Source organism: Chitinophaga polysaccharea (assembly GCF_007829335.1).
Lineage (GTDB): Bacteria > Bacteroidota > Bacteroidia > Chitinophagales > Chitinophagaceae > Chitinophaga > Chitinophaga polysaccharea_B.
This window is the reverse complement of record NZ_VIWO01000001.1, coordinates 1,325,423-1,341,233: the sequence shown is the minus strand read 5'-3', so window position 1 is coordinate 1,341,233 and position 15,811 is coordinate 1,325,423. Positions and strand designations below refer to the sequence as shown.

General features: G+C 48.9%; 8 protein-coding genes. 6 read left to right on the top strand and 2 right to left on the bottom strand.

Annotated features, from left to right (window positions below; all coding sequences use genetic code 11):
* Positions 1 to 40: 40 nt before the first annotated feature.
* Genes uvrA through FHW36_RS05685 form a run of 3 tightly spaced genes read left to right on the top strand, consistent with a single transcriptional unit; the run spans position 41 to position 4,215 of the window.
* Positions 41 to 2,926 carry an excinuclease ABC subunit UvrA gene (uvrA, locus tag FHW36_RS05695; protein ID WP_145663622.1) on the top strand — a complete coding sequence of 962 codons (2,886 nt, stop codon included), beginning with the start codon at positions 41 to 43 and terminating at the stop codon, positions 2,924 to 2,926.
* 25 nt (positions 2,927 to 2,951) lie between these two features.
* Entirely contained in the window at positions 2,952 to 3,428 is a 477-nt protein-coding gene (locus FHW36_RS05690; RefSeq protein ID WP_145663618.1) for a DUF6452 family protein, read from the top strand.
* Positions 3,391 to 4,215, top strand: a complete 825-nt coding sequence (locus FHW36_RS05685; protein ID WP_145663615.1) for a DUF6048 family protein — start codon at positions 3,391 to 3,393, stop codon at positions 4,213 to 4,215. The genes FHW36_RS05690 and FHW36_RS05685 overlap by 38 nt, the downstream gene beginning before the upstream one ends.
* A 73-nt stretch (positions 4,216 to 4,288) precedes the next feature.
* On the opposite strand, the gene FHW36_RS05680 is transcribed toward FHW36_RS05685, so the two are convergent.
* Complete coding sequence (locus tag FHW36_RS05680) at positions 4,289 to 4,753, bottom strand: GNAT family N-acetyltransferase (protein WP_145663611.1); 465 nt, start codon at positions 4,751 to 4,753, stop codon at positions 4,289 to 4,291.
* A gap of 91 nt (positions 4,754 to 4,844) precedes the next feature.
* On the opposite strand from FHW36_RS05680, the gene FHW36_RS05675 reads away from it, so the two are divergent.
* Positions 4,845 to 6,338: an ATP-binding cassette domain-containing protein gene (locus FHW36_RS05675; RefSeq protein ID WP_145663603.1), complete on the top strand. Its 1,494-nt coding sequence runs from the start codon at positions 4,845 to 4,847 to the stop codon at positions 6,336 to 6,338.
* A gap of 72 nt (positions 6,339 to 6,410) precedes the next feature.
* On the top strand, positions 6,411 to 11,999 hold the full coding sequence (locus FHW36_RS05670; protein WP_145663595.1) for an alpha-2-macroglobulin family protein: 5,589 nt from the start codon (positions 6,411 to 6,413) through the stop codon (positions 11,997 to 11,999).
* Positions 12,000 to 12,293: 294 nt separating this feature from the next.
* Here the strand turns inward: FHW36_RS05670 and FHW36_RS05665 are convergent, their stop codons facing one another.
* Complete coding sequence (locus tag FHW36_RS05665) at positions 12,294 to 13,169, bottom strand: alpha/beta fold hydrolase (protein ID WP_145663589.1); 876 nt, start codon at positions 13,167 to 13,169, stop codon at positions 12,294 to 12,296.
* 245 nt (positions 13,170 to 13,414) lie between these two features.
* On the opposite strand from FHW36_RS05665, the gene pbpC reads away from it, so the two are divergent.
* Positions 13,415 to 15,811: a penicillin-binding protein 1C gene (gene pbpC / locus FHW36_RS05660; RefSeq protein WP_145663586.1), complete on the top strand. Its 2,397-nt coding sequence runs from the start codon at positions 13,415 to 13,417 to the stop codon at positions 15,809 to 15,811.

The window sequence follows — 15,811 nt, the reverse complement described above, 5'->3', positions numbered from 1 at the left end:
ATGCTTTCCGCTTTTTCACGTAGCTTAGTAGTTTAATATTATGGCAAAGAAAAAAGAGAATGTACCCGCTGGCTCCGTTGCGCAAGCCCCGGCAGATGAACAAATAGCCATCTTTGGCGCACGGGAGCATAACCTGAAAAACCTGGACCTCCTGTTGCCCAAAAATAAACTGGTTGTCATTACCGGTATCAGTGGCAGTGGTAAATCATCACTGGCATTCGACACCATCTACGCGGAAGGACAACGCCGCTATATGGAAAGCTTCTCCGCTTACGCCCGGCAGTTTATAGGTGACATGGAACGACCAGATGTGGATAAGATTACCGGTCTGTCGCCCGTTATTTCCATCGAACAAAAAACCACGAATAAAAATCCCCGCTCCACCGTGGGTACTATTACGGAGATATACGATTTCCTCCGCCTGCTCTACGCACGCGCCGGCACCGCCTACTCCTATAATACCAACAAACCCATGACGCGGTTCTCCGAGGAAGAAATCCTCGCACACCTCTTCAAACATTATAAAAATAAAAAACTGGCCATCCTCGCCCCACTCGTGCGCGGACGTAAAGGCCATTACCGCGAACTGTTTGAACAGGTACGTAAACAAGGCTACGTAAAGGTGAGGGTAGATGGGGAAATACAGGACCTGAAAGAAAGAATGCAGGTAGATCGCTATAAGATCCACGATATCGAACTGGTGATAGACCGCATACAAGTACAGGAAGATGCCCGCACCCGTATCAGCCAAAGCGTGCAAAAAGCACTCACCATGGGAAAAGGACTGCTGTTTATCATGGACCACGATACCAATAAAGTGAGCCAGTACAGCAAACAACTGATGTGCGAGGATACCGGCCTTTCCTACGAAGAGCCCAGTCCCAACACTTTCTCCTTTAACTCCCCCTATGGCGCCTGCCCGCGCTGTAAAGGTCTCGGTAGCATCTACCAGATCAATATGGACGAGGTTATTCCCGACTATAACGTGTCCATCAGCGATGGTGGCCTCAAACCACTGGGAGAAGCACGCGATACCTTTACCTTCAAACAGGTACAGCAACTCGCCAAAAAATATAAATTCTCCCTCACCGCACCCATCGCCAATATCCCGCAAAAAGCCCTTAACGTACTCCTGTTTGGCGACGAAAACGGCAAACTGGAGGTCGACATGGACTACAGCGAAAGCAATGGCAATGGCGACACCGCCTATGCTACTGAATATGAAGGGGTGGTAAATATGGTACGCCGCTATTTCAACGATACCTCCTCCGATCACGTACGCAGCTGGGCCGAAGGCTTTATGCAACTAAGCACCTGCCCCGAATGCAACGGCGCACGCCTCAAAAAAGAAAGCCTCTTCTTTAAAATAGATGAGAAAAATATTTCCGAACTCGGTAACATGGACCTGGACAAGCTCCTGGCCTGGTTTGGTGGTATCGAAAACCGCCTCGAGAAAAAACAGAATGCCATCGCCAAAGATATCCTCAAGGAAATTCGCGAACGATTGGGATTCCTGCTCAACGTAGGCCTCAACTACCTGACTCTCAACCGCCCCACGCGAACATTGAGCGGCGGCGAATCACAACGCATACGCCTGGCCACCCAGATAGGCTCCCAGCTCATGGGCATCACCTACATCCTGGATGAACCCAGCATTGGCCTGCACCAACGCGATAACATGCAGCTGATAGATGCCCTCCGTAACCTGAAAGACATGGGCAATACCGTGATCGTAGTAGAACACGATAAAGATATCATGCTGCACGCCGACCACCTCGTGGATATCGGTCCAGGCGCTGGCGTACACGGCGGACAAATCATTGCCCAGGGTACACCCAAGCATATACTCAAACTCGATACACCTACCGCCGGCTATCTCAACGGCAATACAGCCGGGGAAATACCCGCCCAGCGCCGCAAAGGGAACGGCAACTTCCTGGAACTCAAAGGCGCTACCGGCAACAACCTGAAGAACGTAAACCTGAAAATGCCCCTGGGCACTTTCGTTTGCGTGACCGGCGTTTCCGGCAGTGGTAAATCTACCCTCATCAATGAAACCCTGTATCCCATCCTGTCGAAACATGCGTACGACTCCAAGCTCGTACCCATGCCTTATAAAAGCATCAAGGGACTGGAGTTCATCGATAAGGTGATAGAAATCGATCAATCGCCCATAGGCCGCACGCCACGCAGTAACCCGGCCACTTATTGCGGATTCTTTACCGATATCAGAACGCTGTTTGCTGCCGTACCGGAAGCAAAAATCAGGGGATACAACGCCGGCAGGTTCTCCTTTAACGTAAAAACCGGGCGCTGCGACGTATGTGAAGGCGGCGGTATGCGCGTCATCGAAATGAACTTCCTCCCGGATGTATATGTACATTGTGAAAAATGTAATGGCCGCCGGTACAACCGCGAAACACTGGAAATACGCTATAAAGGCAAATCTATCTCCGACGTGCTGGATATGACTGTAGATGAAGCGGTGGAATTTTTCCAGCCCGTTCCCTGGATTTACCGCAAGATAAAAACCCTGCAGGATGTAGGACTGGGATATATTACCCTGGGACAGTCGGCCGTTACCCTTTCCGGAGGAGAAGCCCAACGCGTAAAACTGGCCACCGAACTATCAAAAAAAGATACCGGCAAAACTATCTACATACTGGACGAACCCACTACAGGACTCCACTTCCAGGACATTCAATTACTCCTGGCTGTGCTCAATAAACTGGTAGACCGGGGCAATACCGTATTGGTGATAGAACATAACCTGGATGTTATTAAGATGGCTGATTATATCGTAGACCTCGGCCCCGAAGGGGGTGGAGGCGGAGGTACCATCTTATGTACCGGTACGCCGGAACAGGTAAGTACCTGTAAAGACAGCCATACCGCCCGCTTCCTCAAAAAGGAGCTGGGAATTTAATATCTTGCCAACTGCATCAACAAGCATGAAAAGCATTTACCAAATACTACTTACTTGTTTCATTTTCGCCGGCTTCATCGCCTGCGAAAATGAAACAAAAGTATGTGACCAGACATTAAGTAACAGTCTCCATATTCACTTTTCCCGCGATAGCCAGGGAATCGTGAGAGATACCATCATGCCTAAAGTAACTGCTTTTGCCCTGAACAAGGACAGCATTTACAAAAGGCAACCGCTGGGTAATCTCTTTTTCCAGCTTTCCCCGGTAGCGGACAGCAGCCAGTATTACCTGAAAGTGGATTCCGCACTGGTAGCAGACACTATAACCGTCAGGTATACACGTACAAAACATTTTATATCTCCCGGTTGCGGATTTGGTACCTACTTCACACTGGATACCGTTATTGCTACCCGGCATACTATCAGCGATCTCCAGATTAATAATAAGTCAGTAATCAGCAGTAATGACACGCATCTTACTTTATTTTTCTTTAATCAGTAGTATCCTCTTCAGCCTCGCTGTATCGGCCCAGCAACCGGCAGCCGCTAAACGGGATACCATCCATAAGGCCATCCTGGCAGATACCACCCACAAAGCAGCGGTGGATACTGCTAAAAAAATGGCCATACCGCTTAAAGACAGCTCCTGGTATATTCCGGGCGGCCTGCGGATAGGCGTGGATCTTAGCCGTATTGTTTCTGCTATCTATTACCCTTACAGAAAAGAAGTGACCATCGTTGCCGATGCCCGCATCAACAGCAACCTGTATGCAGCCTTTGAAGGTGGATATGCCAACACGCCCTATAGCGATTCTACCTATACCTATAAAGGAAATGGTATGTTCGTAACATTAGGAGTAGATTATAATTTCCTGAAAAGACAATACCCTACTGAAAAGAATATCTTCTACGGCGGCATCCGCTATGGGTTTTCACATTTCAACTATTCCGTACCTACGTATTCGATTAACAGTCCCTATTGGGGCGACCACCTGAGTGGCAGCGTACCTAAAACCAATGTCAACGCGCATTGGGTGGAATTGCTGGTAGGCCTGAAAGCTGAAGTGCTGAAAAATTTCTTTATGGGCTGGAATATACGTGAACGTATCCTGATCAATAGCGTAAAAACAGATGAAATAGCGCCCCTGGTAATTCCCGGCTTTGGCAGCGGCTCCAAAAGGGCAGTATTTGATGTGCAGTACACCATTTCCTACGTCATACCTTTCTACAGGTTAAAGGAACATGCACCTAAAGTGGAAGTAAAACAAAAGAAAATACCGAAGCGGTAAATTTTTCGGGAGAGAAATAAATAATCGGGGGAAACCGGTGTGGAGATATCCGTACCAGTTTCCCCCGCCGGCATTATACGGTATGGGTGCCGTGGGCGCTCCTCACCATCTCGATGTGAGGAATACCATCTTCCAGGTAAGTATCGCTGGTTTGTTCAAAGCCCAGTGAAGTATAAAAACGTTGCAGGTATTGCTGAGCACCGATCTTGATAGGTACGGTACCAAATTGCTGCTGCACCGCGGCGATCGACCGCTCCATCAGCTCCCGGCCAGCACCTGTGCCCCTCGCCAGCGGAGAGGTAATCACCCTGCCAATAGAAGCTTCCTGGTACTTGATGCCCGGCTGAAAAAGCCGCGTATAGGCCAGCAGCCGGCCGGTATCATCAGTACCCATCAGGTGCAGCGCCAGCTGGTCGGTATTATCCAGGTCTTGGTAAGCACAATTTTGCTCCACTACAAACACCTCGCTCCTCAAACGCAAAATAGCGTAGAGCTCTGTTGTACTAAGCTCCTCAAAGGATTTTATCTTCCAGTTCATAACCTCAATTTCGTATAAAAATATCAGATGCTTTCAATAATCCTGTTAATTTTATACCCGATAGATGAATATTGAGCCCAATCGTACAATCATGACACACCAACAAACGCCGTTCCTCTCCCTGGAACATATCACCGTCAGATACCTCGACAAAACATTATTCAATACCCTCAACTGGCAAATCAGCAAAGGTGAACAGTGGGCCATCACCGGCCCGAGTGGCTCCGGCAAAACAGCTTTGTTGAATACCATTCTCGGTAAATTCAATGTAATAAATGGTAGCATTCATTACCATTTCTATGACAACTGGTGCCGGGAGCATACCATCACTGATCCCTGGTTTAATTATCGCAACCTGATAGCGATGGTAGGACATCATCATACTTTCCGCAATCTTTCCAATACCACCACCGACTTCTACTATCAGCAGCGCTTCAACAGTATGGATGCCGATAATTCGCCCACAGTGATGGAATACCTGGAAATTACGGCGATTCCGCCACTGATCAATTCCCTGCGCATAGCGCCGCTGATGGAAAAAAGATTGATCAAATTATCTAATGGCGAAACCCGCCGGGTAATGATTGCCAAAGCTTTGCTGCAACAGCCACCCTTGCTGATGCTCGACAATCCCTATATAGGACTGGATGTACAGGCACGCAAAGACTTCAGCGCGATGATCAATGAAATCATCGTAGGTGGCACTACTGTGGTATTGGCTACTTCTCCCCATGAAATCCCGGAACATATTACCCATGTACTTACCCTCGATAATGGGAGTATAACAGGCAAGTATACACGCCAGGAATTTGTACAACTGCCATTACCGGCTATCGGGGAAATACAACTTCCGCCCATAGCGGCGGATAAAATAAATGCGCTGGTACAAAATAGTCCGCAAGCTACCTTCGACACCATCGTGAGGATGGAAAACATCCATATCAAATATGGTGAAAATACAATCCTCAACGGTATCAACTGGGTAGTGAAACCTAACGAGAAATGGGCCCTGTTGGGCCCCAACGGCGCAGGAAAATCTACATTGCTGAGTCTCGTAAATGGGGATAATCCTCAGGCATACGCTAATAAACTATGGCTCTTCGACCGTAAACGCGGCTCAGGAGAAAGTATCTGGGATATAAAGAAAAAAATAGGCTTCGTATCCCCGGAACTGCACCAGTATTTTACTTCCCGCGACAACTGTCTGCAGGTAATTTGCTCGGGCTTTACCGATGTAATCGGCAGTACCCGTCCCGCTACACCGGAGCAGGTACAGATAGCCCGCGAATGGATGAGTGTACTCAATATTTCGGAACACGAAAAAACACCATTTAAACAGGTATCCGAAAGCGCCCAGCGATTAACACTGCTGGCCCGGGCGCTGGTAAAAAATCCGCCCCTGCTCATCTTCGATGAACCTTGCCAGGGATTGGACGCCCAACAAAAAATGCACTTCAAAAAAGTAATAGAACAACTCTGTGATCATATGGCCGTAACCCTCATCTACGTTACCCACTATGAAGAAGAACTACCGGCCTGTGTGGATAAATATATCCGGCTGGAGAAAGGGGAGCAGAAAGCATAGCTTTCTGCTTTCCGCTTTCTAAAGAATTTTCCCGACATTCGCACCAGTTAATCACCCTAATTCTCCTTACTGATGCACCCAATCAAACGGCTCCCTGTTGTAGCGGCATTGCTCTTTTTCATGGCTATCCTGTCCATTGTCAGTGGTTGCCGGAGCACACGTAAAGAAATGAATCCCGAATTTGCCAGGTATATCGAGGCATATACGGCCGGTATCATTTCCAAACAAAGTGCCATCCGCATTCACCTTACAGGCCAAACCAATATTACCCACACCCAGAACGAACCACTGGAGAAGGAAATCTTCGAATTTTCTCCCTCCATCAAAGGTAAGTCCTATTGGATAGATGCCACTACCATTGAATTCAGGCCAGATGAAAACCTGCAACCCGGTAAAACCTACCAGGCAACCTTTAAATTGGGCAAAATACTGGAAGTCCCCAAAGAACTTAAATCATTCGACTTTGAATTTAAAATTATCAAACCTGCTTTCTCTGTTGAAAACTTCGGACTGAAAGCCAGTACCAACAATACACTCGATCAAATGAGCCTCACCGGCGCTATTTATACTGCCGATGTGGAAGATCCCCAAACCATCGAAAAAATACTCAGTGCACAATACGCCGGGAAAAGTTTACCTGTTACCTGGCAACATAATGCTACCGAGCGCACCTCCCGTTTTACCATCGCCAATATTGCACGCGGTAATATTAGCCGCAACCTGGAGCTCCATTGGAATGGCGCCCCGCTCAAGGTAAACAATGAAGGCAAAACGACCATAGAAGTACCTGCTGTAGGCGACTTTAAAGTATTGGCGGTTAAAGCCCTTTCCGACCCGGAACAACACCTGCTGGTGCAGTTCTCCGACCCTATCAGTGTAGCGCAAACCCTGGAAGGATTAATCGGTATCTCCGGCCAGAGCGATCTTCGTTACACCATCGATGGCAGCGAAGTAAGCGTGTACGCCCCCGTAAGACTAGAAGGCAACTACAACGTGATCGTTAACGAAGGCGTGCTCAACATCACGGATAAACGACTAGGCCACACATTCAGCGCCAATGTGAATTTTGAAAATACATTGCCTTCTGTTAGCATTCCCGGCAAAGGCGTGATCCTCCCGGAAAGCAACAAGCTGGTAATGCCCTTTGAAGCCGTAAACCTCAATGCGGTAGACGTTTCCATTATCAAAATCTATGAAAACAACGTACCGCAATATCTCCAACGCAATGATCTCGACGGCAGCCAGGAACTGCGCCGTGTAGGCAAGCCCGTAGTGGAAAAAACTATCCGTCTCGATGTGGATAAGTCACTTAACCTGCACAAGAAGAACCGCTTCTTCCTCGACCTCGACAAAATGCTGCGCACCGAGCCAGGTGCAATTTACCGCATCACCATCGGCTTCCGTAAATCATACGCCATGACCGCCTGCTCTGCCGACACCACCAAAGACAGCGATAACAACGGCTACTCAGATGAAGAAGGGGAGGAGGAATACTACGGCGGCGGCGAAAAAATTGATGACGACGACTCCTTCTGGCAACGCTACGATAGCTACTATCCCTACGGTTATAACTGGGACCGCCGCAACGATGCCTGCTCTAATTCTTACTACAGCAAAGACAAATGGGCATCCCGCAATATCATTGCTTCCAACATTGGCCTCATCGCCAAAAGAGGTAATGATAACAGCATGCTGGTAGCCGTAACCGATATACGCGATACCAAACCGATGATAGGCGTTGACCTGGAATTGCTCGACTATCAAAACCAGGTGATATTCAAAACCAAGAGTGATGGGGAAGGCCTCGCCTCTTTTGAGCTGAAACGTAAACCCTACCTCCTCATCGCTAAGAAAGACCATGAAAGAGGTTACCTCAAACTCGACGACGGAAGCTCCCTGCCATTAAGCCGCTTCGACGTAAAAGGAGAAGAGGTGCAAAACGGTATCAAAGGCTTCCTGTACGGTGAACGCGGCGTATGGCGCCCCGGCGATTCTATTTATCTCACCTTTATACTGGAAGATAAAGGACAGAAACTCCCGGCAGACCATCCCGTTACCATGGAGTTGTACAATCCGAAAGGACAACTCTATAAACGCATCAACCAACACCAGGGGCTCAACGGGTTCTATAGCTTTGCTACAGCTACGGGTCCCGACGATCCTACCGGCAGCTGGGTCGCTAAAGTAAAAGTGGGTGGTGCTACCTTCCAGAAGAATGTACGCGTGGAAACCGTGAAACCGAACCGGCTGAAAATAAAAATGGATTTCGGCAGCCAGACCGCCCTCTCCAAGACCGGCGCCACCGGCACCTTGTCGGCCATGTGGCTCTTTGGCGCTACTGCACAGCACCTGAAAGCAAAGGTAGATGTATCGCTCACCGAACAAACCACCAGCTTTAAAAACTTTGCAGACTATTCTTTCGACGATCCGGTAAACCGCTTCGGCGCGGAAAATAAAACCATCTTTGAAGGCGCACTGAACGACAACGGCAGCGCACCGGTAAACGCAGATATACAATTGGGCAAACTGCCCCCCGGCCAGCTGAAGGCGAACTTCGAAGTAAAAGTATTTGAACCCGGGGGCGATTTCAGTATTGATCACTTCTCCATGCCTTATAACCCATATACTTCCTACGCTGGACTGCGCATGCCAGCAGGCGACCGCACTACCGGTATGTTGCTCACCGACCGTCCGCATACAATTGAACTGGTAGATGTAGATGGCAACGGTAACCTGACGAGCGGCAGCCGCGAAGTACAGGTAGAACTCTACAAAATAAAATGGAGATGGTGGTGGGATGAAGGTGAACAGGAAGACTTCTCCAACTTTACCCAGGATAACTATAACCAGCTGCTGAGCAAAGAAACCGTTACCCTTCAGAATGGTAAAGGTAAATGGGACCTTCGGGTTAACTCGCCCGACTGGGGCAGATACCTGGTAAGGGTAAAGGACCTGCAAAGCGGCCATACTGCCGGTAAAGCAGTGTATATCGACTGGCCGGGATGGGCAGAAAGAATGCAGAAAGAGAACCCGGCAGAGGCTTCTATGCTGGTATTCACCTCCGATAAACAAAACTATAAAACCGGTGAAGATATTAACCTCACCATCCCCAGCAGCGAGGGCGGACGGGGACTGATCAGCATAGAATCCGGCAGCAAAGTGCTGAAATCCTACTGGATCACCACCAAACAAGGACAGACCACGTTTAAATTCAAGGCGGAGAAGAATATGACGCCAAATATATACGTGAACGTTAGTTTGCTGCAACCACACGCACAAACGCTCAACGACTTACCTATCCGTATGTATGGGACTATTCCTATTTCCGTGGAAGATCCCGGCACCATACTGAAACCGGTGATCAGTATGCCGGATAAACTCAAACCGGAAACAGAAGCCAGCATCAGCGTCAGCGAAAGTAATGGTAAGGCCATGACCTACACCATCGCCATTGTAGATGAAGGGCTGCTCGATCTTACCCGCTTTAAAACACCTGACCCACATAGCTCCTTCTATGCCAGGGAAGCATTAGGTGTAAAAACATGGGACCTGTTCGACTACGTGATTGGCGCCTGGGGCGCAGATATGGACCGTATACTCAGTATCGGCGGTGACGAAGGACTCAATAAAAATGCTGGCAGCGCCAAAGCCAACCGCTTTAAACCGGTAGTAAAATATATGGGGCCCTTCTACCTGAAATCAGGACAGAAACAAACCCATAAATTCAAACTACCTCCTTACATCGGTTCGGTAAAAGCCATGGTGGTAGCCGGACAGGATGGCGCTTATGGCGCCGCAGAAAAAACAGTAGCGGTGAAAAAACCGCTGATGCTGCTCACCACTGCTCCCCGCGTACTGGGCCCGTCGGAAACTATACAACTGCCGGTAACCGTATTTGGCCTGGAGCCCAATATCCGCAACGCCAGCGTAACCCTGAGCACCAGCCCGCTGCTGGAAATAGTAGGCGAACATACTAAAACCGTCACCTTCTCTCGACCAGGAGAACAGATTGTTTATTTTGATGTAAAAGTAAAACCACTCACCGGCGTAGCTAAAATAAAAGTGGTAGCTGCCAGCGGCGCCGAAAGGGCAGAAGAAAATGTAGAACTGAATGTTCGCAATCCTAACCCGGTTATTACCAACATCATTGAAAATACACTGGAAGGCAATAAGAGCTGGCAATCAGCATTCAGCCCGGTAGGCATGGCAGGCACCAACTCCGGCGTGCTGGAAGTATCTACCATTCCATCACTGAATCTTGGCAAGCGCTTACAATTCCTGATAGGATATCCACATGGCTGTATTGAACAAACTACCTCCGGAGTATTCCCTCAGCTCGTGCTCAATCAGCTGATGGACCTGAAAGAAAGCCAGTTGGCGGAAATAGACCGGAATGTGAAGGCCGGCATTAACCGCCTGAAAAGCTTCCAGGCTTCAGATGGCGGCTTCAGCTACTGGCCGGGCGAAGGCAACTCCGATGAGTGGGGCACCAACTATGGCGGTCATTTCCTTATAGAAGCACAGGCACAAGGCTACACCCTTCCTCAGGGACTACTGGACCAATGGAAGAAATACCAACGGAATAAAGCCGGTACCTGGGCCCCAAGCACGCTCAATTTCTATGGTGGCGACCTTACACAGTCGTATCGCCTGTATTTACTGGCATTGGCTAAATCGCCGGAATTAGGCGCCATGAACAGGCTCAAAGAATTCAAATATCTGTCGGCTCCCGCTAAATGGCGACTCGCAGCAGCTTATAAACTGGCTGGCCAACCGGAAGTGGCGCAATCACTTGTACGCGGCCTGAGCACCGAAGTGAAACCTTACCAGCAACTGGGAGGCACTTTCGGTTCCGACCTGCGCGATAAAGCCATGATATTGGAAACACTCACCATCCTTGGTCAACGTAATACGGCCAATGATATGGTAAAACAAATTGCCGCTCATTTGTCGCAAAACGACCAATGGTACAGCACCCAAACAACTGCTTACGCACTGATTGCGGTAGCTAAATATTGTGGTAATAATAAAGGCGGTAGCAAGATGAATTTCAGCTATACGCTCAATGGGGCGAAAGGCAATGTGAATGGTCAGTCGTTTGTTACACAGGTACCGGTTACCTTCAATGGTGCTGCTGGTAATGTAAGCATCCAGAACAACGGGCAAAATGTGCTGTACGTGCGGCTGATCCTCCAGGGCCAACCAGATGCAGGCCAGGAGCCGGTGGCCACCAACAATCCTGATATATTGGGCATGCAGGTGAGCTACAGTACCCGCGATGGCAAACCGCTGGATCCATCCACACTACGCCAGGGCAGCGATTTCATGGCCACTGTTACCATCACCAACCCCGGGAAACGAGGCTATTATGAGCAAATGGCCCTGTCGCAAATCTTCCCTTCCGGATGGGAAATATTGAATACCCGCTTAATGGAAAACGACAGTGCATTTCATTCTTCGCCATCTACGTATATGGATATACGTGACGACAGGGTATATACTTATTTCAATATCGAAGAAAACAAGAAACGTACTTACAATGTACTGCTCAATGCCGCTTACCTGGGCCGCTATTACCTGCCGGCCACTTCCTGTGAAGCCATGTATGACAATACCATACATGCTTTCCTGCCAGGTAAATGGATAGAAGTAGTAAAATAAAAAAGGGATTGGTAAAAAAAAGGGGTGTTTCTGTATAAGAAACACCCCTTTTTTTTACCAACCGGCGTTTTGTACCAGGTTCACATTACGTAAAGTTTCATCCACCGAAATAGGAATCACATACATCGCGTTGCGCCACAGGCGATCTTCTACGTTGAAACGCTCATAACGGAAGCCATTCTACCAGCTTGCCGCAATAATAACCCGTGCGGGTATGGTTTGTAGCTGTACTCTGTTCATCCTTACCACCAGTAAATGTCTCAATTTTACGGTTTTTATAAGGATTCCTACCTTTTATATCTTCTCCATAAAATCGCTCATCAGTGAAGCCACCTGCTCATGGTATTCTTCCAACATAAAATGACTACCATCCAGGAGATGTACCTTTGCAGCTGGCACATCGCGCTGATAGGCAATGGCTCCGGGCCAGGTAAAGATCTGGTCGTTCTTACCCCATACCACCAGCAACGGTGGCTGATAAGTACGCAGATATTGCTGCCATACCGGATACAACGGAAAATTGGTGCCATAGTTATGAAATAACGTTACCTGGATTTCCTCCATACCTGGTCTGCTCATATAAAAAGCCGCCAGTTCATAACTATCGGGACTCACGGTTTCCGGGTTGGCGGCGCCAAAAAGATGCTCATTTTTTATATACTCCAGGGATAACTTATTAACGATAGCGGTATGCAGCGCCTGCTCATCGCCCACCTGCTGCAGCGCCCCAATCTCCTGCACGCCAGGTCCCAGACCATCTTCGTATATGTTGGCATTCTGGATCACCAGTGCTTTGACCAGCTCAGGACGACGGCTGATAATACGAAATCCTATCGGCCCGCCGTAGTCCTGCATATACCAGGCGAAGTGTGTAAGTCCCAGCGTATCGATAAATGCTTCCATGATGTCGGCCAGGTGATCAAAGGTATACGCAAATGCACTCACCGGCGGCCGGCTGCTAAGCCCAAAGCCCGGGTAATCCGGCGCTATCACACGATAATTTCCCGCCAGGTCGCGGATCAGGTCCCGGTACATATGAGAGGTATTAGGGAAACCATGCAGCAATAAAATTACTGGCGCCTGTGCAGGTCCCGCTTCGCGGTAAAAAATATCCAGTTCGCGAACACGCACTTTCTTGTGCAGGATAGAAGAAGAAACAGTTGCTTTCATATCTTTTTTATTTTGTACTATTTAGTACAATAATGATTTTAAAAAAAGGGCAGCTAGCACTTGCCCGGTATCATTTTCACCCCATCATTTCACGCTTTACTCGAGTGAAGGTATATATTTTACCAATTAGTACAAAATATATTTTTTTAAGGAGAAGTATATATGAGTGGTCATATCTCCGTCACGGTAACTGCCCAAAACATTATCTTTGGGCGCACAATACTTATTTGACCCAGAACACCCTGATGAAGCTACATACACTCCGGCAATGGTGCATAAAAAAGAAATGGTGGCTCAGCGCAGCCGCTGTACTGCTCATTGCCTATTATTGCTGTTTACCCCGGCAGCTTTTTACCACCGCCACTTCTTATGTGCTGGAAGACAGCAACGGCGATCTGCTGAACGCCAGCATTGCACCAGATGGGCAATGGCGGTTTCCCTATAATGCACATGTGCCGGAAAAATTCAAAAAGTGTATTGTGGCCTATGAAGACAAACGCTTCTATTATCATTGGGGAGTAGATCCGCTTGCTATTAGTCGCGCTATCAGTCAGAATATCCGCGGCAAAAAAGTAGTGAGCGGCGGTAGTACCCTCACCATGCAGGTAATTCGTCTCTCCCGCAATCAGCCCCGTAATATTTGGCAAAAAATGGTGGAAGCCATACTGGCCACCCGCCTGGAATTTGCCGCTTCAAAAAATAAAATTATCGCGCTATACGCCGCCAATGCCCCTTTCGGCGGAAACGTAGTAGGCCTGGAAGCCGCTGCCTGGCGTTATTATGGGCGTAAAGCAGATTTATTATCCTGGGGAGAAATGGCCGCCCTGGCTGTTTTACCCAACAGTCCCGCGCTCGTACACCCAGGCCGCAACAGGGCCATCCTGCTCAGCAAACGTAACCAGCTGCTCGACAAACTTCACCGCCAGCACAGCATCGATAGCATTACCTGCCAGCTGGCCAAGCTGGAACCCTTACCGGATCAGCCATTACCACTTCCACAAGATGCTCCACACCTGCTGGATCTCTTCCGCCGCGATTACCAACAACAAAAATCAGATGCCCCCACCCGCATTAAAACCACGGTGGTAGCCGATCTTCAACGAAATACCACTGCCATCGCCGAACGATATCATAACGCTTATAAAGCCAATGGCATCAACAATGCCGCCGTACTGGTGCTGGATGTAGAAACAGGCAATACCCTCGCTTATGTAGGAAATATTTATCAGCCCTCCAACGCTGAGTTGGAAAGTCATGTGGATATTATCCAGGCAAGAAGAAGTCCCGGTAGTACTCTGAAACCCGTATTATACGCCGCTATGCTCAACGACGGCCTGATACTGCCGCACACCCTGATCCCGGACATTCCTACGCAGATTGCCGGCTACTCTCCGCAGAACTTCGACCTGGGCTACGATGGCGCCGTTCCTGCCTCCCGCGCACTGGCACGGTCGCTCAACATCCCGGCGGTGCGCATGCTGCAACAATACCGGTACGAAAGATTTCATGCCCTGCTGCAGAAAATAGGTATTACCACACTCAATAAACCGGCCGACCACTACGGCTTATCCCTGATCCTCGGAGGTGGCGAAACCACCCTCTGGGAAATGTGTGGGATGTATGCCAGCATGGCCCGCACGCTCCTCCATATGGAGCAATACAAAGGAAAATATGATATGGATGATATACATCCACCTAACTACCTACTCAATATTCAACGTCCATCGCATAATGGCCTCAGTAAAAACGGGCTGCTCGACGCCGGTTCCATCTGGTACGCCTTCCAGGCAATGACAGAAGTAATGCGTCCCGGTGAAGAACTGCTGTGGCAACAGTTTTCCTCCTCCCAGCGTATTGCCTGGAAAACAGGCACCAGCTTCGGCTTCAGGGATGGATGGGCCATTGGCGTAACCCCGCAATATGTAGTCGGTGTATGGGTGGGCAATGCCGATGGCGAAGGACGACCTGGCCTGATCGGCGTGGCTACGGCCGCTCCCATCCTGTTCGACGTATTCCGCCTCCTGCACACCAGCGGCTGGTTTAATACGCCCTATGCTCAACTGACCAAAGTGGAAGTTTGCCGCAAAAGCGGCTACCGCGCCAGCGAACTATGCGATGAAAAAGATACCATCTATGTGCCCGTTGCAGGCATACGGTCCGGAGTATGTCCGTATCACCAGTTAATTCACCTCGACAGAACCGGTCAATGGCGGGTTACCGAAGCCTGTGAATCGCCACAGTTAATGCAGCATAAATCGTGGTTTGTATTACCTCCTTCGCAGGAATATTATTATCGCAGCAAAAATTATTACCAGCCACTCCCCCCTTACAAGCCAGACTGCCTCGCGTCGTTAGGACAGGATAAAGCACCTATGGAATTGATTTACCCCAAGCCGGGCGCTCGTATATTCGTTCCCGTTGAAATTGATGGCAAGCCGGGGCAAACAATTTTCACCGCCACCCACCGTAATACCGCCGTTAAAATATTCTGGCACCTCGACGATCATTTTATCGGTACTACCACAGAGTTTCACCAAATGGCGCTGCATCCGGCTGCCGGCAAGCATACCATTACGCTGGTAGATGAAAATGGGGAAAGGATTGAGCAAGTATTTGAGATACTTGCTAAGGAAAGGGAATAA

Coding starts and splice junctions, on each gene's coding strand:
- FHW36_RS05675 (WP_145663603.1), top strand. CDS start 4,845: ATGACACACCAACAAACGCCGTTCCTCTCCCTGGAACATATCACCGTC.
- FHW36_RS05685 (WP_145663615.1), top strand. CDS start 3,391: ATGACACGCATCTTACTTTATTTTTCTTTAATCAGTAGTATCCTCTTC.
- uvrA (WP_145663622.1), top strand. CDS start 41: ATGGCAAAGAAAAAAGAGAATGTACCCGCTGGCTCCGTTGCGCAAGCC.
- FHW36_RS05670 (WP_145663595.1), top strand. CDS start 6,411: ATGCACCCAATCAAACGGCTCCCTGTTGTAGCGGCATTGCTCTTTTTC.
- FHW36_RS05665 (WP_145663589.1), bottom strand. CDS start 13,169: ATGAAAGCAACTGTTTCTTCTTCTATCCTGCACAAGAAAGTGCGTGTT.
- pbpC (WP_145663586.1), top strand. CDS start 13,415: ATGAAGCTACATACACTCCGGCAATGGTGCATAAAAAAGAAATGGTGG.
- FHW36_RS05690 (WP_145663618.1), top strand. CDS start 2,952: ATGAAAAGCATTTACCAAATACTACTTACTTGTTTCATTTTCGCCGGC.
- FHW36_RS05680 (WP_145663611.1), bottom strand. CDS start 4,753: ATGAACTGGAAGATAAAATCCTTTGAGGAGCTTAGTACAACAGAGCTC.